This window comes from Chitinophaga sp. YR573, from assembly GCF_900110995.1.
Lineage (GTDB): Bacteria > Bacteroidota > Bacteroidia > Chitinophagales > Chitinophagaceae > Chitinophaga.
This window is the reverse complement of the sequence record NZ_FOJF01000002.1, coordinates 1,487,955-1,504,723: the sequence shown is the minus strand read 5'-3', so window position 1 is coordinate 1,504,723 and position 16,769 is coordinate 1,487,955. Positions and strand designations below refer to the sequence as shown.

Below are 16,769 nucleotides of genomic sequence, written 5' to 3'. Positions count from 1 at the left end.
TAAAATCATTATATATGAATAAGTATTTTGCAGCTTTTATTATACTGCTATCATTCAGTGCCTGTCAGAAAGGAGAGATCAACAGTTTGAATACTCCTGTTGTTGATGGGATCACTGCTAATCCTACCCGGAGTGATTTGTTTAACCTGGTAACAGGTGCGGAATCCGGGATGCGTAATAACCTGGCTGTTTACCTGGATGGTACCGGTGTTATCGGCAGAGAGATTTACCGTTTTTCCGGTGCAGAACCCCGTTATACTACAGATCTTTTAGGCGGTGGTACTAAAAGACTGGACAATAACACTTTCTATATTACCAATCCCTGGGGGTCCCGTTACCAGGTAATCAGGCAGTGTTTCATTCTCCTGGATGCTATCAAGAATACCCAGACAGCTATTGCTTCTGATGCGCAAAAGAAAGCCTTTACCGGCTTTGCAAAAACGCTGATCGGCTACCAGTTGTTACTCAACATCAATATGACGGATTCCAACGGTGCCCGTATCCCTGTTGCTACCGGAGCAACATTAGGCCCGGTAATTACCGATCCTGGTGTAGTGATGGACTCTGTGCTTAAATTCCTGGATGATGGTAAAGCGGACCTTACCGGATCAGAGGTGATGTTCCCTTTGTCTGATGGTTTTTTGGGATTCAAAGATGCTGCCGGGTTGATCAAATTTAACCGTGCATTAGCTGCCAGGGTATATACTTACCGGAAGAACTGGGCTGCTGCTTTAACAGCTCTTAACGAGTCCTTCTTCGACCTGAATGGTGCGTTTGCTACGGGTGTATATCATGCTTTCTCTACGAATGGTGGTGATCTTGCCAATACGATGTACCTGGCCCCCAATGGGAATGGTGAAGTAAGGGTAGCGAATCCTTCTTTTGTCAATGATATTATAGCGGGTGATGACCGTATCAATAAAACTGCGTTGCGTACTTCCTCTGCCAGTCAGAGTGGTTTAACCGGCAACCGGGACCTTACTATCTGGAATTCCCTCAACTCTTCTGTCAGTATTATCCGTAATGAAGAATTGATCCTGATCTATGCGGAAGCTAAGATTCAAACCGGTGCATTTCCGGATGCTATTGTAGCCTTAAACCGTATCCGTACGGCACATAATCTGCCTTCTTATGCGGGTGCTATTACTACTGCGGCATTGCTGACAGAACTACTCTATAACAGGCGTTATTCTTTGTTTATGGAAGGGCATTGGTGGATAGATGCAAGACGTTATGGCTTGCTGGGAACATTGCCAAAGGACAGACCTGATGATGATGTGTGGCCAAGGTATCCTTTACCTCAGAATGAGAGCAATATATAATAGATGTTATTGATCATAAATACACTGCATCTGACTGTTTAGTTCTCTGATTTAGCTTTGGAATATGGGCGCAGAATTTATTTTTCAATTTAACTTCACCTAATATTCACGTCAGATAAGGTGTATTTATCGATCAATAACATCTGGCGCGAAGATTATGTAATTAAACTTGGGCACTACTAATAATTGCAGGCTGTCTCAAAAGTATTTGCAGACACTAAAAAGGCTCCGCTAGGAGCCCCGTGTTTGTAGCAACAATTTATCTTCTACATAATTGACTCCGTTAGGAGTCCCCTGATACTAGCAAATTTAGGGGACTCCTAACGGAGTCTGTGTTTGTTGTTTTATTTGTTTGCTACAAACACGGGGCTCCTAGCGGAGCCTTTTATGTTTTGCCCCAAACATATCGAAGATGTATTAGTTACTTTTGAGACTGTCTGTATTTTAACTCTTTCTTGTAAGATCTGTAATCAGTAGTGGATTTGTTTCTCTCATCTCATTAATCAGCTTCTCTACATCGGCTATTTTAGGGCTCGCTAACAACCTTTCTGTTTCTTTGGATGTTAATCCTACCATTTGCAGGAAAGAAACCTCTCCATTTGGCGTTTGTATTACACCCAACTCAGGATCAGGGACGAATGCCAATCCTACGATGTCTGTATCCGTATCCAGTCTTATAGGGCCATTGGCAGGGATAAAATGATAAGGTTCAAACCATTTACCGCTGCTATAGACATATTTAGCCAGGTTATTCATCATCTGTATCACCCATAAAGGATCTTCTTTATCCCCTTCAAAAGGCTTGATCCTGAAAGTAAACTCAAAGCCCCATTTACTGAAAGGCTCATCTATCTTCTCCAGATCATAATATAATTCGGACATCCCATAACTGATAATATGCCTGTGAAACGACTGTTTTTCGCTGTCGTAGATACTGGAACCGTCAATAGGGTCTTCCCCTCCTGCTGCATAATGGAGAGGGGGAGCATAATGCCTTGGCTCTGCATCTCCATAGATTTCCTCCAGTTTCTTATCTATAGAAAGCCACCCTACTGCATCTTCCTCGTCAAAAGCCGCCTTGTATTCTTCCTTTGTCATTCTTTTAAAGTTACGGGGATTTGCCCCGGCTCAGGCGTGAAAATAATTATTTTCCGGGATAATTGAATCTCCGGAGAGCTAAACCGGACTATAAATAAAATTTCAGGGAGTTGTTTTTGTTGTATTTTAGAGTTAGAAATTTAACCCGTAGTAATCTGTTTTAAGTTTTAAGCTTTCCGTAATAATTCTCACCATCCCTATCAGACAAGGCCCATTTACATTACGTAAAATCCTTATCATGAACAGTTCAATCTCTATTCTCTAAAATCGCTCTGCGGGGCTGATAATATTATCCTTTTTGCTTCCTTATGCTTTTATTGTTACACCCATTTGTTAACTAGATCACCATGATGACACTTCACATTTTATTCATCGCTCTTTTCATCTATCTGCTGACTAGCATCAGCTATCTTTTCATACTGGCTGCAGCCGGAAGATGGGGTACTTTAAACAAGTATACCTCTTATCCTGAAAAGCTACACATTGCTGTTTTAATTCCTTCTTACAAAGAAGATAATATAATCGTTCATACGGCTCAACATGCGCTATTACAATCTTATCCTTTGGATAAATACAGCGTAACCGTCATTGCAGATTCATTATCACCAGAAACAATTAACCGGCTAAAATCCTTACCGGTTAATATAATTGAAGTAGTACTGGATAAAAGTATGAAGGCAAAATCATTAAATGCCGCATTTAATGAACTACCAACACATGATATCGCATTGATCCTCGATGCAGATAATCTTATGTCAGAAGACTGCCTGGAAAAGATCAATCATGCTTTTCATAGTGGCTGGAAAGCAGTGCAATGCCATAGAACAGCCAAGAATAAAAATATTCCTGTGGCTATTCTCGATTCGCTAAGTGAGGAAATGAATAACACTATTTTCAGAAAAGGACAAAGGGTGATAGGGCTTTCGTCTGCACTGATAGGTTCCGGTATGGCATTTGAATTCGATATTATCAAAACGATCTTTGCCTTCCCTGTTATTCAAAATAATCCGGGAGAAGATAAAGAAGTAGATGTACAGCTGGTAAAAAGAAACATTGTAGTAGAATACATAGAAGACGCCTACATTTACGATGAGAAAGTACAAAGCTCCCAGGTATTTGAGAAGCAGCGTACCCGTTGGATAGCTACCCAGGTAATGCATCTAAAAAGTTTCTTACGTAAAGACATGCTCCGGTTATCCGGGCAGCGCATGTATCTGCATAAAGTATTTCAATGCCTGCTCTTACCCCGGTTATTATTGATGATGATATTCCTTGTCCTGTCTCTTTTTATGATTGCAGATACATGGCTGGATGGTGATCTCATTTACCCTGGATATGGTTACTGGCTGAGTGTAATGGGGCTTTACACAGCAACAATGATACTGGCCATTCCTTCCTCCTTCTATAACAAATCTACTTTTTTTGCCTTTTTTACTGTTCCTATACTGGCGTTTTCCATGATAAAGGCTATCCTGCATATGCGGCAGAACCGGGCTGCTTTTTTGCATACGCCTAAGGTCTATTCGGGACATTAGCGGAACCGGATTCCCAAGGGGACCCATCATTAACACCACAATCCGGTATACATGAAAAAATTCACCATCGTCTAAGAACAATTTGATCTTTCATAGCCATCAGAATAGTGCATATTTTTAATTTAGTAAACGCTGGTAAATATCTGACCAAGATATATACTGTTAGTACATTGCTTACGGTTTTCGCTCACAAATGAGAAGTAGATTTCTATCACTTTTTCCTGCCAGCTACTATCAGGTAATAATAATACGTCGCGACCATCCATTCTTCTTGCACCACCTACTGTATAAACTGCTTCATTTAATGCGGGTGCATATGCGAGTAGCATCACGCGATCACTGCTATGTTTATAACTCAGATCTGCTGTCCAGGTAAATACCAGAGAGTTATTCTGTTGGATAACAGCAGCATTAATATTCTCAGTACTCATAGCCCCCTCTGTGAGCCGTACTTTTGAATAATCTATGGTATAGTCGGGATACTGCCCTGTAAGTGTGTGTTTAATCTGGTATGAGGTTGCCGCATTATGTCCGTTCCAGCCTTTTTTTTCAGCAGTATAAGCAAAACCAACCTGCACATATGGGACAAAACCACTTAAAAATTTAATTACTACTGCCATTCTTTTCCAGCATGCCAGTTGCTTTTCAGAGGGCGGTTTTGTACTCTTACAGCGACGGCTACGGGCAATATATTTGCCATTGAGCATATATATTTCCAGATTGCCGATAACTCCATACATGCCTCCTAAGATGCCGTTATCTAAACGCGCCATATTTTTTGTTTTTTAAATTTTTCGGGTAAATGGGCTACATACGTTAAATCAAGGTTAACCGTAGCTAATTGAGACAAAGTGGAGGTGTTTTTCAACAACTGGTAAGGTTCCTTCCCTTCCTTCAGTTTGTATTGCAAAGATAAATTATTGCCTGTAATTTATCAATACAGATCCGGGATTTAACATAGTTTTTAGCTTGAATAATGACTGTTTATAGTAAGTTGTATAAGTCTCTATAGGTAGATCTCTGGTAGGCCGGTAGCAGACCAGGGTTTAACAAGGGTTTGATCGGCTGGAACCGAACAAACCCTGGTCAAACCCTGGTTAATGAGTGCCCAAAGAGCGATATATACTTTAACTCTCCTCAAACACTCTCCGAACATTCTCCAGAACCAATTACCGTTAACAGGTACAAATCCCCGTTTTCTAAAAACCAGGTATTTATACCCGTTTTAAAAAACACACATTTCTCCTCTTACCTGGGCTCATAAACTAACCCACTTTTGTATTCTCAAAGATGATCAGTAAAACAATACAAAAATGACAGAACCGGAATTATCAACGTTCAACACATCTTGTTTCAAATCCATCCCTTCTTCAGTTTAAGTGTTCATTGCCACACATGCGTAATGAATACAAAATGAATCAGCATTGTTTTATACAATTCGTTTGACCGATTGAGACTTCGGCTGATCAAACTCTTGAGTTGCAACCGCAAGCACTACAAAAACGGGTCTGCCTGACTTGACAATAAGCAGGGGGCGAAGCCGAAAAGCCATAACAGAGTAGGACAAAAAAACTATCATGAATCTTGGATTAACAATGCGCTGGGGATATAGCGCACTTCAGTTAAATGGCAATGCTTATGCCTATTTTCCAGCTGACCAATTTAAAAACCTGCAGGCTTTTACCTTTGAAGCAACGATCCTTTCAACCACCCAAACAGGTGTTATTCTTTCCAATATGACGGGTGTCAGCTCGCCATTTGTATTCTCAATTACTAATGGGTATTTAACTTGCGGAGTGGGCCTTCAGAATGGCCAGTGGTCTCAATTAACATCCCCAACACTTTTATCGCTCAACGAATGGCACCAGGTTGCATTCACTTTTAATGGTAACAATAAGTTAATCACGTTGTATCAGGATGGGAAAGAGGTAGCCAGCACAAAACTGCAAGGCGAGCTTACTCAAAATCTAAGTCGCAGCACACTTATTGGGGTAAGAAGAGATTTCAACGGCAATCTCCAGGATTTCTTCCACGGACAAATTGCACGTATAGTAATCTGGAAGTCTGCGCGTGATCTTTTTCAAGTTGTAGAAGATGCAGTTGCCATCACACCTCCTAAAGATCAAACATACAATCTCGGTTTTTGGGCGGACTTTACGGAAATGCCTACTGAAGACCGTTCCGGTAATTCAATTCCGATTTCGTACCCCGATCCCAAGCCAAATTACCTTTACAGCGTTCCTTCAGTAAAACTGACAGAGAACGGCGTGATTGACTGTGGCATCAATCCCGAATATAATTTTGAGGGCAATAAGCCATACACCATAGAAGGATGGATGAACCCATCAGCCACTGCTGAATACTCCTACATACTTTCATTCACAAAGGATTTGCAATGGCAATACAATATCAAATATGATAAAGCAAAAAGCCGCATCCTTGCCTCACGAAACTCAGATAGCCAACAAATCGTTTCAACCGAGGAGATAACTGAAGGACGCTTTTATCACTTTGCCGTTACCTATAACGAAAATTCAAAGATGATGAGCCTTTACGTGAATGGTAACCTGCAAACAGCAGAACATTTTCCAGGTGGGGTTGCTAAGCTTGATCAGGGGAAACTTTTTATCGGCGGCTCTCACTTCACCGGTTATTTTCAAAACGTTCGTTTGTGGAAAACATGCCTGGACCAGGCAGAGCTTCGCCAATGGATGTTGAATGATGTGATCACTGATCCAAGACTGGTGGCCAATTTCGACTTCACAGTTACGCCACCGCTCGATACAATGGGGAATCCTGTTCAACTGCTCGATGGAGCGGCCCATGCACTGGCCACTACAACGATCGGTGTGGAAGAGCGAAAAGCAGAGCTGGGCATTACCATGCCTATCAATGCCAGTTATTTCAATGGCGTAGAAGAGCCGGCCCTTCCCCATCCGGTAGGCGTACGTTTTGCCAGTCAGCCGGCATTGTTCTCACAGACTCACAAAGAACGAACGTTTACAGACCTGGTGAGCTTTTTGAAACTGGACGAAGAAAAACAAACTACTTTCAGGGAAACATTTGAAAAAGCATACGCACAGGCAGAGAAAGAATTTTCTGCAAATGAAAAGCTACAGAAAGTTTTCACCAGGGTAGATGAAAATGGCAGAACAAGTATCACTTACCATAGCTTACGTGGAGACATCCTTTTTTATGATCGTCCAACGGGGGAAGTATCTGACTGTACACTCTGGTGGATAAGTTTTACCTTTAAGATGACTGTTGGCTTTTTTGGTATATTCCTACCACTCCCGACGTTCTCTCCGTTTAATCAGATCCCTACTAAAATCTTCAACCTTATTATCAAGAATGCCAGGCTACTGGCAAAGATCACTGCTTTAGTAGGCACAACAATCGGTGTTGCATCTGCTTTGGATATCATAACAGAAACGCATCGTGAAAGGATTTTATGGCCGATCTTAAAATTCTCTTTTATCTCAGCTGGCTGGTTTGCCTTAACTGCAGCAATTACCCGGATAATTACAATCATTACCGGTACAGTCGCCGCAGAGATATTGGCAAAGTTCATAGTATGGGCAGCACAATTAACGAAACTGTCGCTGGAGTACCGTGAAAGTTGTGCACAGTTACCTGAAAATTCCGCGGTTACTACTGTGTAGTTTGATGGAAGATAGATTGTTTTAACAGGAATATTTTGAACTTAATCAGTCTTTCTTCCTGGCAGTCTTTAGCGTGAAAAGGGGCTGTATCATAAGTACGATACAGCCCTTTTTTATTTACTTTCCCGCCTTATTTTTCTTTAAACACTTTCCGGCACTCTCGATGTTTTCGCCTGTGTCTGTGTTATAAATGTCACCATCTTAGGGATCATATAACCTAGGCAAACACCAATATTAAATGCAGCCGTAAAATTCTGCGCTTCTGTTTTTACATTGCCGTTTGCATCTGTTCCATTCACATCATCCGCAAAGTATCCTTCCCGGTCGGTAATGCCGGAAATAAAGAGAAATGGCGCATCGCACAACAGGCGGATCACTCCATGGGTGGTTTCTACCGAACCTACCGGCAACTGATTACCCGTATCGGCAAGCGCCTTTAACCCACTCTGATCAGAATATGCATAGTCTGCATAATTAGTAACATTCACTACACTTACGCCGATGTAGTTTTTATCCTGCATCACACAAATATTATCTGAAGGATTCAGATAAGGTTTCAGCAAACGCTGCTCTATTAATTGAATGGTGCTGGTATCCAGTTGATCGAAGAGACTTGTGTTCACCGTAGAAGAAAGTACTTTTTCAAAATCTGCAGGATCATCCCACTGGCTCTGCGGATTTTCTCCATGACGCATAATGGTAGTATCCGATTGTACCTGTTGATAGGGATTGATCAGCCCTTTGGCCGCAGATTCTTTTATAGCATTGCTATGCTGGATTGAAAAATAATGAGTTAAAACCCAGATTTGGGTCGCTATCTCTGTTTATGTACTGGTAGCGATCGCGAAGAAGAAATTGAAACAGCGCACCCGTTGGATAGCCACGCAGATAGCTCATTTAAAGAGTTTCTTACGTAAAGACATGCTTCGGTTATCCGGACAGCGCATGTATCTGCACAAAGTGTTTCAATGCCTGCTCTTACCCAGGTTATTATTGATGATAGTATTCTTTGTCCTATCTCTTTTTATGCTTGCAGATACATGGCTGGACGGAGATATGATTTTCCCCGGATATAGCTACTGGCTAAGTGTAATGGGACTGTATGCAGCTACTTTGTTACTGGCAATCCCTCCCTCTTTCTATAATAAATCTACCTTTTATGCCTTTTTCACTGTTCCTATACTGGCACTTTCCATGGTAAGGGCTATCCTGCATATAAGGCAGAATCGGGCAGCGTTTTTGCATACACCTTAGATATATTCAGGAGATAAGCTATAGTAACTCACTATCCTCTTCTCCCCTGCACTGACCATCCCACAGACAATACCAGCAACAGTACAAAACATGCTAAAACAGCACCCCATTTGTTATGAGAGGATATGACTTCAATGCTATCCTGTTGTAGCTTTTTAATACTAGTGGTCACTACTTCATTACCCTGCACGGTATTACCTGCAGGCGCTGCATTGTTAACCGGTTTGGCTGCAGGCGAACGGGTAGGTGCATTTTTAGATGCTGCCGCTCCTGTGACTACAGGTACTGCTGTCATACCTTGTGTTTGCTGACGAATGCCTTTGAGATAATCATTGGCCAGGGTACTACCACCAGGCAGGGCCATCAGGCTGTTAGTTGCATATTGTTGGATGCTGGTAGTATTGCAGATAACTGAACTGCATCCGGCCCCGTTTTTGGCTACAGATTCTGCCAGGGCCTTCGACAATTGAGCCACCGTTTCCTGGTCAGCTTTCCAATAGCCTTTTTCCGCTGCCCCCAGCATGGTGGAAAGCATTGTTTGTTTTGCATAGGGATTTGATTTTTCAAAAAAGTCATTCAATCCTAAACCGTATTTATCTTTGATGAACACATCGTTCATTTCATTCCAGTCCTTATCCTTCACTGTATTGGGTGAGGTAACATTAAATGCCCACAGGTTTTCTGTAATGTTCTGCATGTAATGCGCTCCATTGTATTCCTCTTTCATCATAGCTTCAATCCATTTCGGATTAAAAGCTCTGGACTGCATTTCGTTATGATAGAAATCATCGAGCGTTTCCAGACTGCTGCCATTGGGGTTCCGCAGGTTATTGATGTACATGTCCACATCTCTTCCACCGTTGCTGTTACGAACTGCCATTTGCAGGCCACCAAAGAAAGCCACAGGTTCGGGTGTTGCATCAAGCAAGCCATAAACGTTTGATGAGCGGGAAAAGGCAGCCGCGTCTACCGAACGCAGGTTGCTGACAAAGAATTCCCGTTCATAATCTCCCTGCGTTTCCTTACCATAAGCATGGCCCATGCGATTGATGTAGAGATTAGATAAAGCGGTGTCACTTTTCCAGGTGTCATTGGCTTTGGTTACGTTTTGCAGGCCGGTGGCATAAGTTCCCAGCGCCGGTGAAAACACACGTATAGTACTGATGCGTTTGGCTTCTTCTGCTGTTCGTCCTGCTTTTATTAACTGTTCTGCATAAGTCAGACTGTTTTTGCGTACCGTATTATCGTCTTCATCCAGTGCAGCTGCTAACTTAACTGCGTCTTCAATTAATGCTACCTTCTCCCGGAACCCATCGCGGTAATCCCCGGAAGTGGTGGCTACTACATCTATGCGTGGACGGTGCAGAGAGTCTTTAGGAATTAACTCCACTCCGACTACATTGCTTTTACTATCCCATACGGGCCTAGTCCCCATCAGGTATAAAATTTCTGCTTCCAGCACACCATGATTCTTTAATAATTCACTGGCCCAAAGCACAAAGCCCACCTTGCGCGGATAGGCATTGTTGCGGCGGTGGTAATTGCTGATCAATTCATCGCCCAACCGTTGAGCAATGGCCCAGGCTTCCTGGGTTGGCGCTGTTTCCGCATCAAAGCTGTAAGGGTTACGCCCCGTGGGCAATGCGTTGGGATTGCGGATGGGATCATCAGTACTGCCGGGCGTAATGTATTTTCCTTCAAAGGCGTTTAAATATTGCGTTAATTCGTTTTTGGATGCCTCAATACGTCGCTGATATTCGAGCGCTAATTGCAACTGCTTTGTTACGGTATCAGAAACGCCGGTCAGATAAGCCATTTGTACCTGGTGTAAGTCTTGTTTGTTCAGTAACACATCGTTTAATAATTTCAGAATGTTGTCATCTTTTCCAGCAGGCAAATAAGGAGCTATAATTGCTTCAAATTCCGGCCCAAGCATAGCCCGTATCATGGCTACCCTTGTTTCACCTTCGGGTACTTCGCCCAGTGTATGAGTACCGTTGGGCATATTGCCCATGTCCACGATGTAGAAATAATTTTTCAAAGCCATCAATACGCTATCCATTGGAGTGGTATCAATATCGAACTTCAGTTGCCGGTCCAGTTGCAGGCGTTTACTCTCAGTTAAAATCCCTTTTTTCAATTCCTCTTTCAACTCAGGCACCACCTGATCGTTCAACTGTTTTATCTTTAACCGCAGCTCTGTCAGATTTGGGTTCAACCCTGAAGGCACAATGGTATTAAAATACGTGATGGGCAGATCACTCATAATTTCCTTGCCGCCTTCACCGCTCATTAACATTCCGATGTGGATGTTAGGATAATCGCCTGTCAACAGTCCCAGCCAGTCTTTTTTTGAAGGCCCGACAAACTTGTGCTCCATCACTTCCAGATTGTTGAATATGCTAAACCGCACATGCGGCCGGTACACTTTCTGAAACCAGCAGTAAAAAGCATAGTATTGATGAGATGGTGGGAGCTTAGTATTGGAATACAGCATCTTGCTGTTTTGTAAATAGCCCCAGTCGGGATTAGGAGCAAGCAAGACATTGCCAAAAACCAACTTCGGGATGATGATGGACCGTTCGCCATCAGGAGCAGTGTACAGCATTACCTTGCCCGGTGGCGGCCCCCAGCTATCAGTCATTTGCTTTTGTTTGTCGGCAGGTAGCTCTTCAAACCATTGGCGGTACTGCTTTTCAGGAATCATTATCACATTGCCGTTCTTTACGCGGCGGTCAATTTCACCCTGTGCCCAGTTGCCCACGTTTGAGGTTTCGTAAGCCAGCAGGCGAGCCATCTCCTTTGCGTCAGGCAGCGGCTTTTCGCCCACGTTCCAACCCCGCAGCTTCATGCTGTCAAGCAGTTTAACCAGGCTGGCAGGGGCATTAAAATAATTAGCAGGATGGCTACCTACATTGGCCTTTCCTCCGTCTTCGCTATAAAAGGTGATCATCATCCGTTTATCGCGGTTTTGCAGGCGATGGAGGCGGGCCCAGGCAAGCGCTCTGTCCACCCGCCAGTTCAATTGATACATGATAGGCATATAGGTACGCTTACCATCACTGTTTTTGTAACCACCGCTGATCACCATAGGCTCAAAAATCCCATCCCTGAACATAGGCGTTAGCATAGTACCCATCGTCAGCGAAAAGCCATCCACACTTTTTTCCCATTCTTCCGGTGTATAGTCGAGATGGTTAAAGGCGCTAAGCAATGGTACATTCACCTTTTGCAATTGCCGGATGCCATCAGCATAATCTGCAAACCGGAAACTACTCAACACCATAATCACAGCATCTACCTTTGTTACGCCGTTTATCTGCAGCATGCTATCCACTGGTCCGGTACCGCTGCGCATTAAGGCATAAGCATTATGTCCACGGCTTTCTATGGACCGGATAAGTGAATCAACCGGCGCATAGTTTTTTTCGAGGTAGCTGAAACTTGAAAAAATGATGCCTATGTTTAGCGAATCCGGATTAACAGTGTGCCATTTTTCATACGCCTCAAGTGAATAAAAAAGGCAAGGTGCATCAGGATGATAATAAGCCATCTTAGGTCGTTCAACTACTGGTAAGATAGCAAATGGCAGATTAAAGAACCGCTTGCCAATGTATTGAAACAGTCGCTGGCTATTGAGTGTACTACCGTTTTTAATGTAGTCTCCCAGTTCCGGATACAGGTTCCTGTTCACATTGCCATCGTAAACAAGTGGTGTATTGACGTACAGTTTTTTCGTTTGCAATATTCCCTTGTAGCGGTTGTACCATTTTTCGGTTGCTACATCACTTTTTTCAATCAGGATAAAGTCAAAATATGCAGGATTCAGTGAATCAACTGGCTTCAATTCTTTGTTGTTATACCCGAAAAGGGAAATGTTCAGCGTATCCTTTACTGCAGAAAGACCACCCTTCAGTTCGGGCACATGAAAGGCCGAATTGGCCGATACAAAAGCGATGCGGACCTTTTGCCCATTCACAGTAGCTACCCAGAGAAGCAGGGCAGCAAACAAGACTGTTTTTTTCATAGTTATTTATTTGTCCTCTACATACACGATACGGCCATCATCCAGTTTATAGGCCATGCCTAAGCGTGTTCCCTTACCAGAAAGTTTTTTATCTGTCACCTTTTGCACCTTTATCTCATTGTTCTTTTTGGTAATGATTTCCAGTTCGCCTTTATCGTTCTTTTTTGTAATTGTCCATTCACTATTAGGCTTTAAAATATCCTGATCGGCAAATACAGCAAACAGTGCCATCAGCACAGCCACAATGAAAACCAGGCTCAGGTCGAACAGGTTGGCCACACCGGAGAGTGGATCATCCTCATGGCTGGTATCACTCAGGGGCTTTCTATTTTTGACGTAGCGCATAATGTGTTTTATTTAATGTTACGTAGCAGTTCCTCTGCCCTGAAGGTGATGGTTTGTAAATCGCTGCGTATCCATCGTTCCCGCACCACTGTGAGCGTGTATGCGATCAGTCCGATGGCCAGTCCCAGCACTGTTGTAGAGAAAGCTGTGGAAGAATTGGATGCAAGCGCCGGCAGGTTGCCTTTAGACAAACCCAACAGGGCTTCCGCCATTGGAATAAGGGTACCCATCAGTCCCAGGGTAGGTCCGGACCGGATACTGAAGCGGGTTTGATTCAACCGGCTGGCTGCCTGCTTTTCGGAAGTTTGAATAATTTTTTCCAGCTCAATGTCCTTTTCTTTTGCTGTAGATGCCTTCTTTTCCAGGGCATTTAGTTTTTCTTCCGCCCAAAGAAACTGGTTACGACTTCGTTGCCATGCCTCTCGTAAGCTCACGCCTGTCTGATATACGATCCATACAAGAGAAAGTAACAAGGCTATCAATACAGGATAAAACAAAATGTCGGAGATCGATGATAAAAAAGAGTTTGCAATCTGATTCATATTATAATGTTTATAAGGAAACTGTATAGCTGATTTTGAAATTCCGGCCTGGCAGATTATAGCCTCGTTTTTCGTAGTAATTTTCATCTGTCAGGTTATTTACCTGAACAATGATTTTATCCTTTTTTCGTGCCGGTACCACGATTGAAAAGTCAAGTACCATAAACTTCGCATATTCAATTTCAGGGCGTTTAATTAAATCTGTATTGTCTGTATCGTACCGTTTTCCTACATAACGTCCGGAAAGGCGTGTGGCTAAACCATTTTTCGCATACTCAAGGCCGTAGGTAGTAGTGCTGGCTGCTACATTGGTAATATTCTTCGTGCGAAAAACTGTTTCTGTGGTGAAGGTCTTGTCTCGAACCATTTCTTCCAGCGTGAAAAACCGGGTAGTGTTGAAGAATAGCCGCAAAGAGTAATCATAATTGCTGAATGCGCCCAGATCAAAGGCTGCGCCTAATTCCAGCCCCCGCATGTGTGAATTGTCGGCGTTGATATAGGTGGTAGTTGATACAACGGTATCGCCTTCCGCTGTAAGCTGTGCGGAAACTGGTGTGGTTGGACTGGTGGTAATACGGTCGTTGATGGCAGTGCTGAAATAAGTGAGATCAACATCTATCCCCCACTCCTTTTTAAAGTAGCTAATGCCTGCATCCCAGGACGTGCTGCGTTCCGGCTTTAAATCAGGGTTACCTGTGGTCAGGTTTACCTTTCCGGTCACTGTAGGTGATGCACCCGGACCTGCCACAGAATAACCAGCGACATTAAAGGCATCAGGCGTAACAAAAGCCTTTCCGTAGCTGGCATGCAGGTCGATATCAAGGGGACTTTTATATTTGATGCCAAGACCAGGGCTGAAAACGCCATATGAGCTTTTGGCTGCTTTATATGTTAGCAGGTAGGGATTTTGTTTTACGTCAAAATCAATCCCGTCATAGCGGCCGGCGGCAGTCACAATCAGCTTTTCGTTAAAAAAGGAGGACATGATATTAATAAATCCGGCAGTAGAATAAATACCATAAGGTGGCGATGAAGGTGCTATTTCAGCAGCAGTGGTAGCATTAAAGCTCTGTGATCTGGCAATTGCTTTATTACGGTCCAGTCCAACGGTGATAGCAGCAAACCTGTAGTGGAAATTATCCTGAAGCTGAAAGCCGTTATAGGTAGTGGTTGTTTTGGAAGTGGCGAAAGCAGATGTCTTTGGCACATAGTCAGACATTTCATTGGAAGAGTACCATTTGCCAGTCAGGCTGTGGCTCTTTATTTTACCGCTTATGGTAGCATAAGAAGAGTAACGGTATGGATTCTTGGAAGCCTGGTTGGTGGTACCGTCAAAGAAATCACCGGGGGAAAGCACGTTAGCTGCGCCAAAGTAGTCAGTGCCTACGTCTACGCGCCAGTTCTCGGCAATATCATAGCCAAGGCGCAGGCTGCCTAATGAATATTGGTAAGACGTATAAGGACGAACTATACCGTCACCGCGAACATCGTTCAGTTGTTTCACTGAATCCACATGGAAGTTTTTGTCGCGGTAAGTGTCGGTGACGGTTGTATAATTCTTTTTATTGCGGAAGAAATTGTCGTTCCCCCATCTGATATCATCACGTTGATCATAGTAACGCAATGCGACGTTAAAATCCAGTCGGGAAGAAAGGCTTCCACCTGCCTGCAAACTCAGGTCGAGTGTGTTATAGCTGCCGTAGCCAGCCGACAATGTTTTACTTATTTCTCCTTTGCTCTTTTTTGTAATTACATTTAACACACCGCCCATAGCTTGCGAGCCATAAAGCGCTGAAGCAGCGCCCTTCACCACTTCAATACGTTCCACATTTGTGAGGTCGACTGTAGCCAGGTTGGTAGCACCGGCAGGACGGCCGTCAATGAGTAACAAGGTGCGCTGATTAATACCGGAAAACTGAGGCCGAAAACCACGAATACCGACGCCCGACAGCATATTAGGATATTGGATGACATCTACTCCGGTGTTCTTTTTCAGTACATCAGTAAGATCTTTGGCAACAGTATTTTCAATTTGCTGACTGGTGATGACACTTGCTTTTTGTGGCAGATCATGCTGCAGTATGGCGTTACGCGTAGCAGTAATGACCACATCCTGCAACGTATTAGGAGAAGGATTAAGCAGAATCTCTTTTGTTTCAGGCGACAGTGTTAAAGTTGAAGATGTATATCCGATAAATGATACTGTAATCGTGCTACTTATATTGCCGTCAAAGGATCCGTTCAGGTCAGTAAGTATAGTTATTTTTGCCGTATTGTCCCTTACAACGGCGTTACTTAATGGTTGTTTTGTTGCTGAATCAAGCACTTTGATACGCAACGGTTTTTGTGCAATTACTGTTGTTGAAATTAATAGCAGGAATAGGGATAAAAACTTTGACATTTTCATGATTGAGTATTATAATTTAACTGGCTTGCCGGGATAGGTCAGTATCTCCCTTAACATTGTTATTGAGCAATCATAGTTATCCTATATCGCCCTGGCAATGCACTATGGAAATAATATGAACCTACCAGGCATAGTGTGATGACTGATACAAATTCTTACGCAAAAAATGAGAATTGCAGATATTCTGCTCCCGGTCGACTTATGACTGTGCAGGAGGACCGCGGTCAGCGTAGGATAGACCTATTGAGGAAGTAAGCCGGCTAAAATAAATGTTATGGTAACAGGTGAAGTGAGTTTCTTTTTCAGGTATAAAATCTTCTGTTACAAGATCGGCATCTTTTGTTATGTGGTAATCACAAACAGGGCAATCAGTACTTAAATGCACTTTTGTTCCTGCTGAGAATTTGACATCATTCTTATCATGTTTATGGACAGCCTTTGCAACATGAATGAAAAGAAAAAGCACCAACCCGGAGAAGGCCAGTAACTTCTTTATTATTGCTTTCTTTCTTTTCACGCTGCGAAGATAGAAGAAATCTTCTTCTTTTGCAACATTGTTGTAATTATTGGTTTAATA

12 protein-coding genes are annotated in these 16,769 nt (G+C 43.0%); 4 read left to right on the top strand and 8 right to left on the bottom strand.

Annotation, left to right across the window (positions count from 1 at the left end):
* The first annotated feature begins 14 nt into the window (after positions 1–14).
* Positions 15–1,322, top strand: a complete 1,308-nt coding sequence (locus BMW86_RS25755) for a RagB/SusD family nutrient uptake outer membrane protein (protein ID WP_089785834.1) — start codon at positions 15–17, stop codon at positions 1,320–1,322.
* Positions 1,323–1,766: 444 nt separating this feature from the next.
* Here BMW86_RS25755 and BMW86_RS25750 read toward each other — a convergent pair whose 3' ends face one another.
* A complete protein-coding gene (locus BMW86_RS25750; RefSeq protein ID WP_089785438.1) occupies positions 1,767–2,420 on the bottom strand; it encodes a suppressor of fused domain protein in 654 nt (217 codons plus the stop codon).
* Between the two features lie 347 nt (positions 2,421–2,767).
* Here BMW86_RS25750 and BMW86_RS25745 point away from each other — a divergent pair, with 347 nt between their 5' ends.
* Positions 2,768–3,955, top strand: a complete 1,188-nt coding sequence (locus BMW86_RS25745) for a glycosyltransferase family 2 protein (protein WP_089785436.1) — start codon at positions 2,768–2,770, stop codon at positions 3,953–3,955.
* Between the two features lie 122 nt (positions 3,956–4,077).
* On the opposite strand, the gene BMW86_RS25740 is transcribed toward BMW86_RS25745, so the two are convergent.
* Complete coding sequence (locus BMW86_RS25740) at positions 4,078–4,728, bottom strand: DUF6266 family protein (protein ID WP_089785434.1); 651 nt, start codon at positions 4,726–4,728, stop codon at positions 4,078–4,080.
* Between the two features lie 804 nt (positions 4,729–5,532).
* Here BMW86_RS25740 and BMW86_RS25735 point away from each other — a divergent pair.
* On the top strand, positions 5,533–7,617 hold the full coding sequence (locus BMW86_RS25735) for a LamG domain-containing protein (RefSeq protein WP_089785432.1): 2,085 nt from the start codon (positions 5,533–5,535) through the stop codon (positions 7,615–7,617).
* Positions 7,618–7,757: 140 nt separating this feature from the next.
* Here BMW86_RS25735 and BMW86_RS25730 read toward each other — a convergent pair whose 3' ends face one another.
* Positions 7,758–8,312 carry a hypothetical protein gene (locus tag BMW86_RS25730; protein ID WP_089785430.1) on the bottom strand — a complete coding sequence of 185 codons (555 nt, stop codon included), beginning with the start codon at positions 8,310–8,312 and terminating at the stop codon, positions 7,758–7,760.
* A 250-nt stretch (positions 8,313–8,562) separates the two neighbouring features.
* Here BMW86_RS25730 and BMW86_RS25725 point away from each other — a divergent pair, with 250 nt between their 5' ends.
* Positions 8,563–8,871, top strand: coding sequence for a hypothetical protein (locus tag BMW86_RS25725; RefSeq protein WP_089785428.1), 309 nt, complete (start codon positions 8,563–8,565; stop codon positions 8,869–8,871).
* A gap of 31 nt (positions 8,872–8,902) precedes the next feature.
* On the opposite strand, the gene BMW86_RS25720 is transcribed toward BMW86_RS25725, so the two are convergent.
* From BMW86_RS25720 to BMW86_RS25700, 5 genes are all read right to left on the bottom strand, one after another.
* Positions 8,903–12,898, bottom strand: a complete 3,996-nt coding sequence (locus BMW86_RS25720) for a cobaltochelatase subunit CobN (RefSeq protein WP_089785426.1) — start codon at positions 12,896–12,898, stop codon at positions 8,903–8,905.
* Between the two features lie 6 nt (positions 12,899–12,904).
* A complete protein-coding gene (locus BMW86_RS25715; RefSeq protein WP_089785423.1) occupies positions 12,905–13,243 on the bottom strand; it encodes a DUF2149 domain-containing protein in 339 nt (112 codons plus the stop codon).
* Positions 13,244–13,251: 8 nt separating this feature from the next.
* Positions 13,252–13,785, bottom strand: coding sequence for a MotA/TolQ/ExbB proton channel family protein (locus BMW86_RS25710; protein WP_177189391.1), 534 nt, complete (start codon positions 13,783–13,785; stop codon positions 13,252–13,254).
* Positions 13,786–13,795: 10 nt separating this feature from the next.
* Positions 13,796–16,192, bottom strand: coding sequence for a TonB-dependent receptor (locus BMW86_RS25705; RefSeq protein WP_089785419.1), 2,397 nt, complete (start codon positions 16,190–16,192; stop codon positions 13,796–13,798).
* Between the two features lie 199 nt (positions 16,193–16,391).
* A complete protein-coding gene (locus BMW86_RS25700) occupies positions 16,392–16,709 on the bottom strand; it encodes a hypothetical protein (RefSeq protein ID WP_089785417.1) in 318 nt (105 codons plus the stop codon).
* Positions 16,710–16,769: the final 60 nt, after the last annotated feature.

What these genes read in the sequence shown, in the direction of transcription:
- BMW86_RS25720 (WP_089785426.1), bottom strand. Translation starts at nt 12,898, where the DNA reads ATGAAAAAAACAGTCTTGTTTGCTGCCCTGCTTCTCTGGGTAGCTACT.
- BMW86_RS25735 (WP_089785432.1), top strand. Translation starts at nt 5,533, where the DNA reads ATGAATCTTGGATTAACAATGCGCTGGGGATATAGCGCACTTCAGTTA.
- BMW86_RS25725 (WP_089785428.1), top strand. Translation starts at nt 8,563, where the DNA reads ATGTATCTGCACAAAGTGTTTCAATGCCTGCTCTTACCCAGGTTATTA.
- BMW86_RS25705 (WP_089785419.1), bottom strand. Translation starts at nt 16,192, where the DNA reads ATGAAAATGTCAAAGTTTTTATCCCTATTCCTGCTATTAATTTCAACA.
- BMW86_RS25745 (WP_089785436.1), top strand. Translation starts at nt 2,768, where the DNA reads ATGATGACACTTCACATTTTATTCATCGCTCTTTTCATCTATCTGCTG.
- BMW86_RS25710 (WP_177189391.1), bottom strand. Translation starts at nt 13,785, where the DNA reads ATGAATCAGATTGCAAACTCTTTTTTATCATCGATCTCCGACATTTTG.
- BMW86_RS25750 (WP_089785438.1), bottom strand. Translation starts at nt 2,420, where the DNA reads ATGACAAAGGAAGAATACAAGGCGGCTTTTGACGAGGAAGATGCAGTA.
- BMW86_RS25740 (WP_089785434.1), bottom strand. Translation starts at nt 4,728, where the DNA reads ATGGCGCGTTTAGATAACGGCATCTTAGGAGGCATGTATGGAGTTATC.
- BMW86_RS25715 (WP_089785423.1), bottom strand. Translation starts at nt 13,243, where the DNA reads ATGCGCTACGTCAAAAATAGAAAGCCCCTGAGTGATACCAGCCATGAG.
- BMW86_RS25730 (WP_089785430.1), bottom strand. Translation starts at nt 8,312, where the DNA reads ATGCGTCATGGAGAAAATCCGCAGAGCCAGTGGGATGATCCTGCAGAT.
- BMW86_RS25755 (WP_089785834.1), top strand. Translation starts at nt 15, where the DNA reads ATGAATAAGTATTTTGCAGCTTTTATTATACTGCTATCATTCAGTGCC.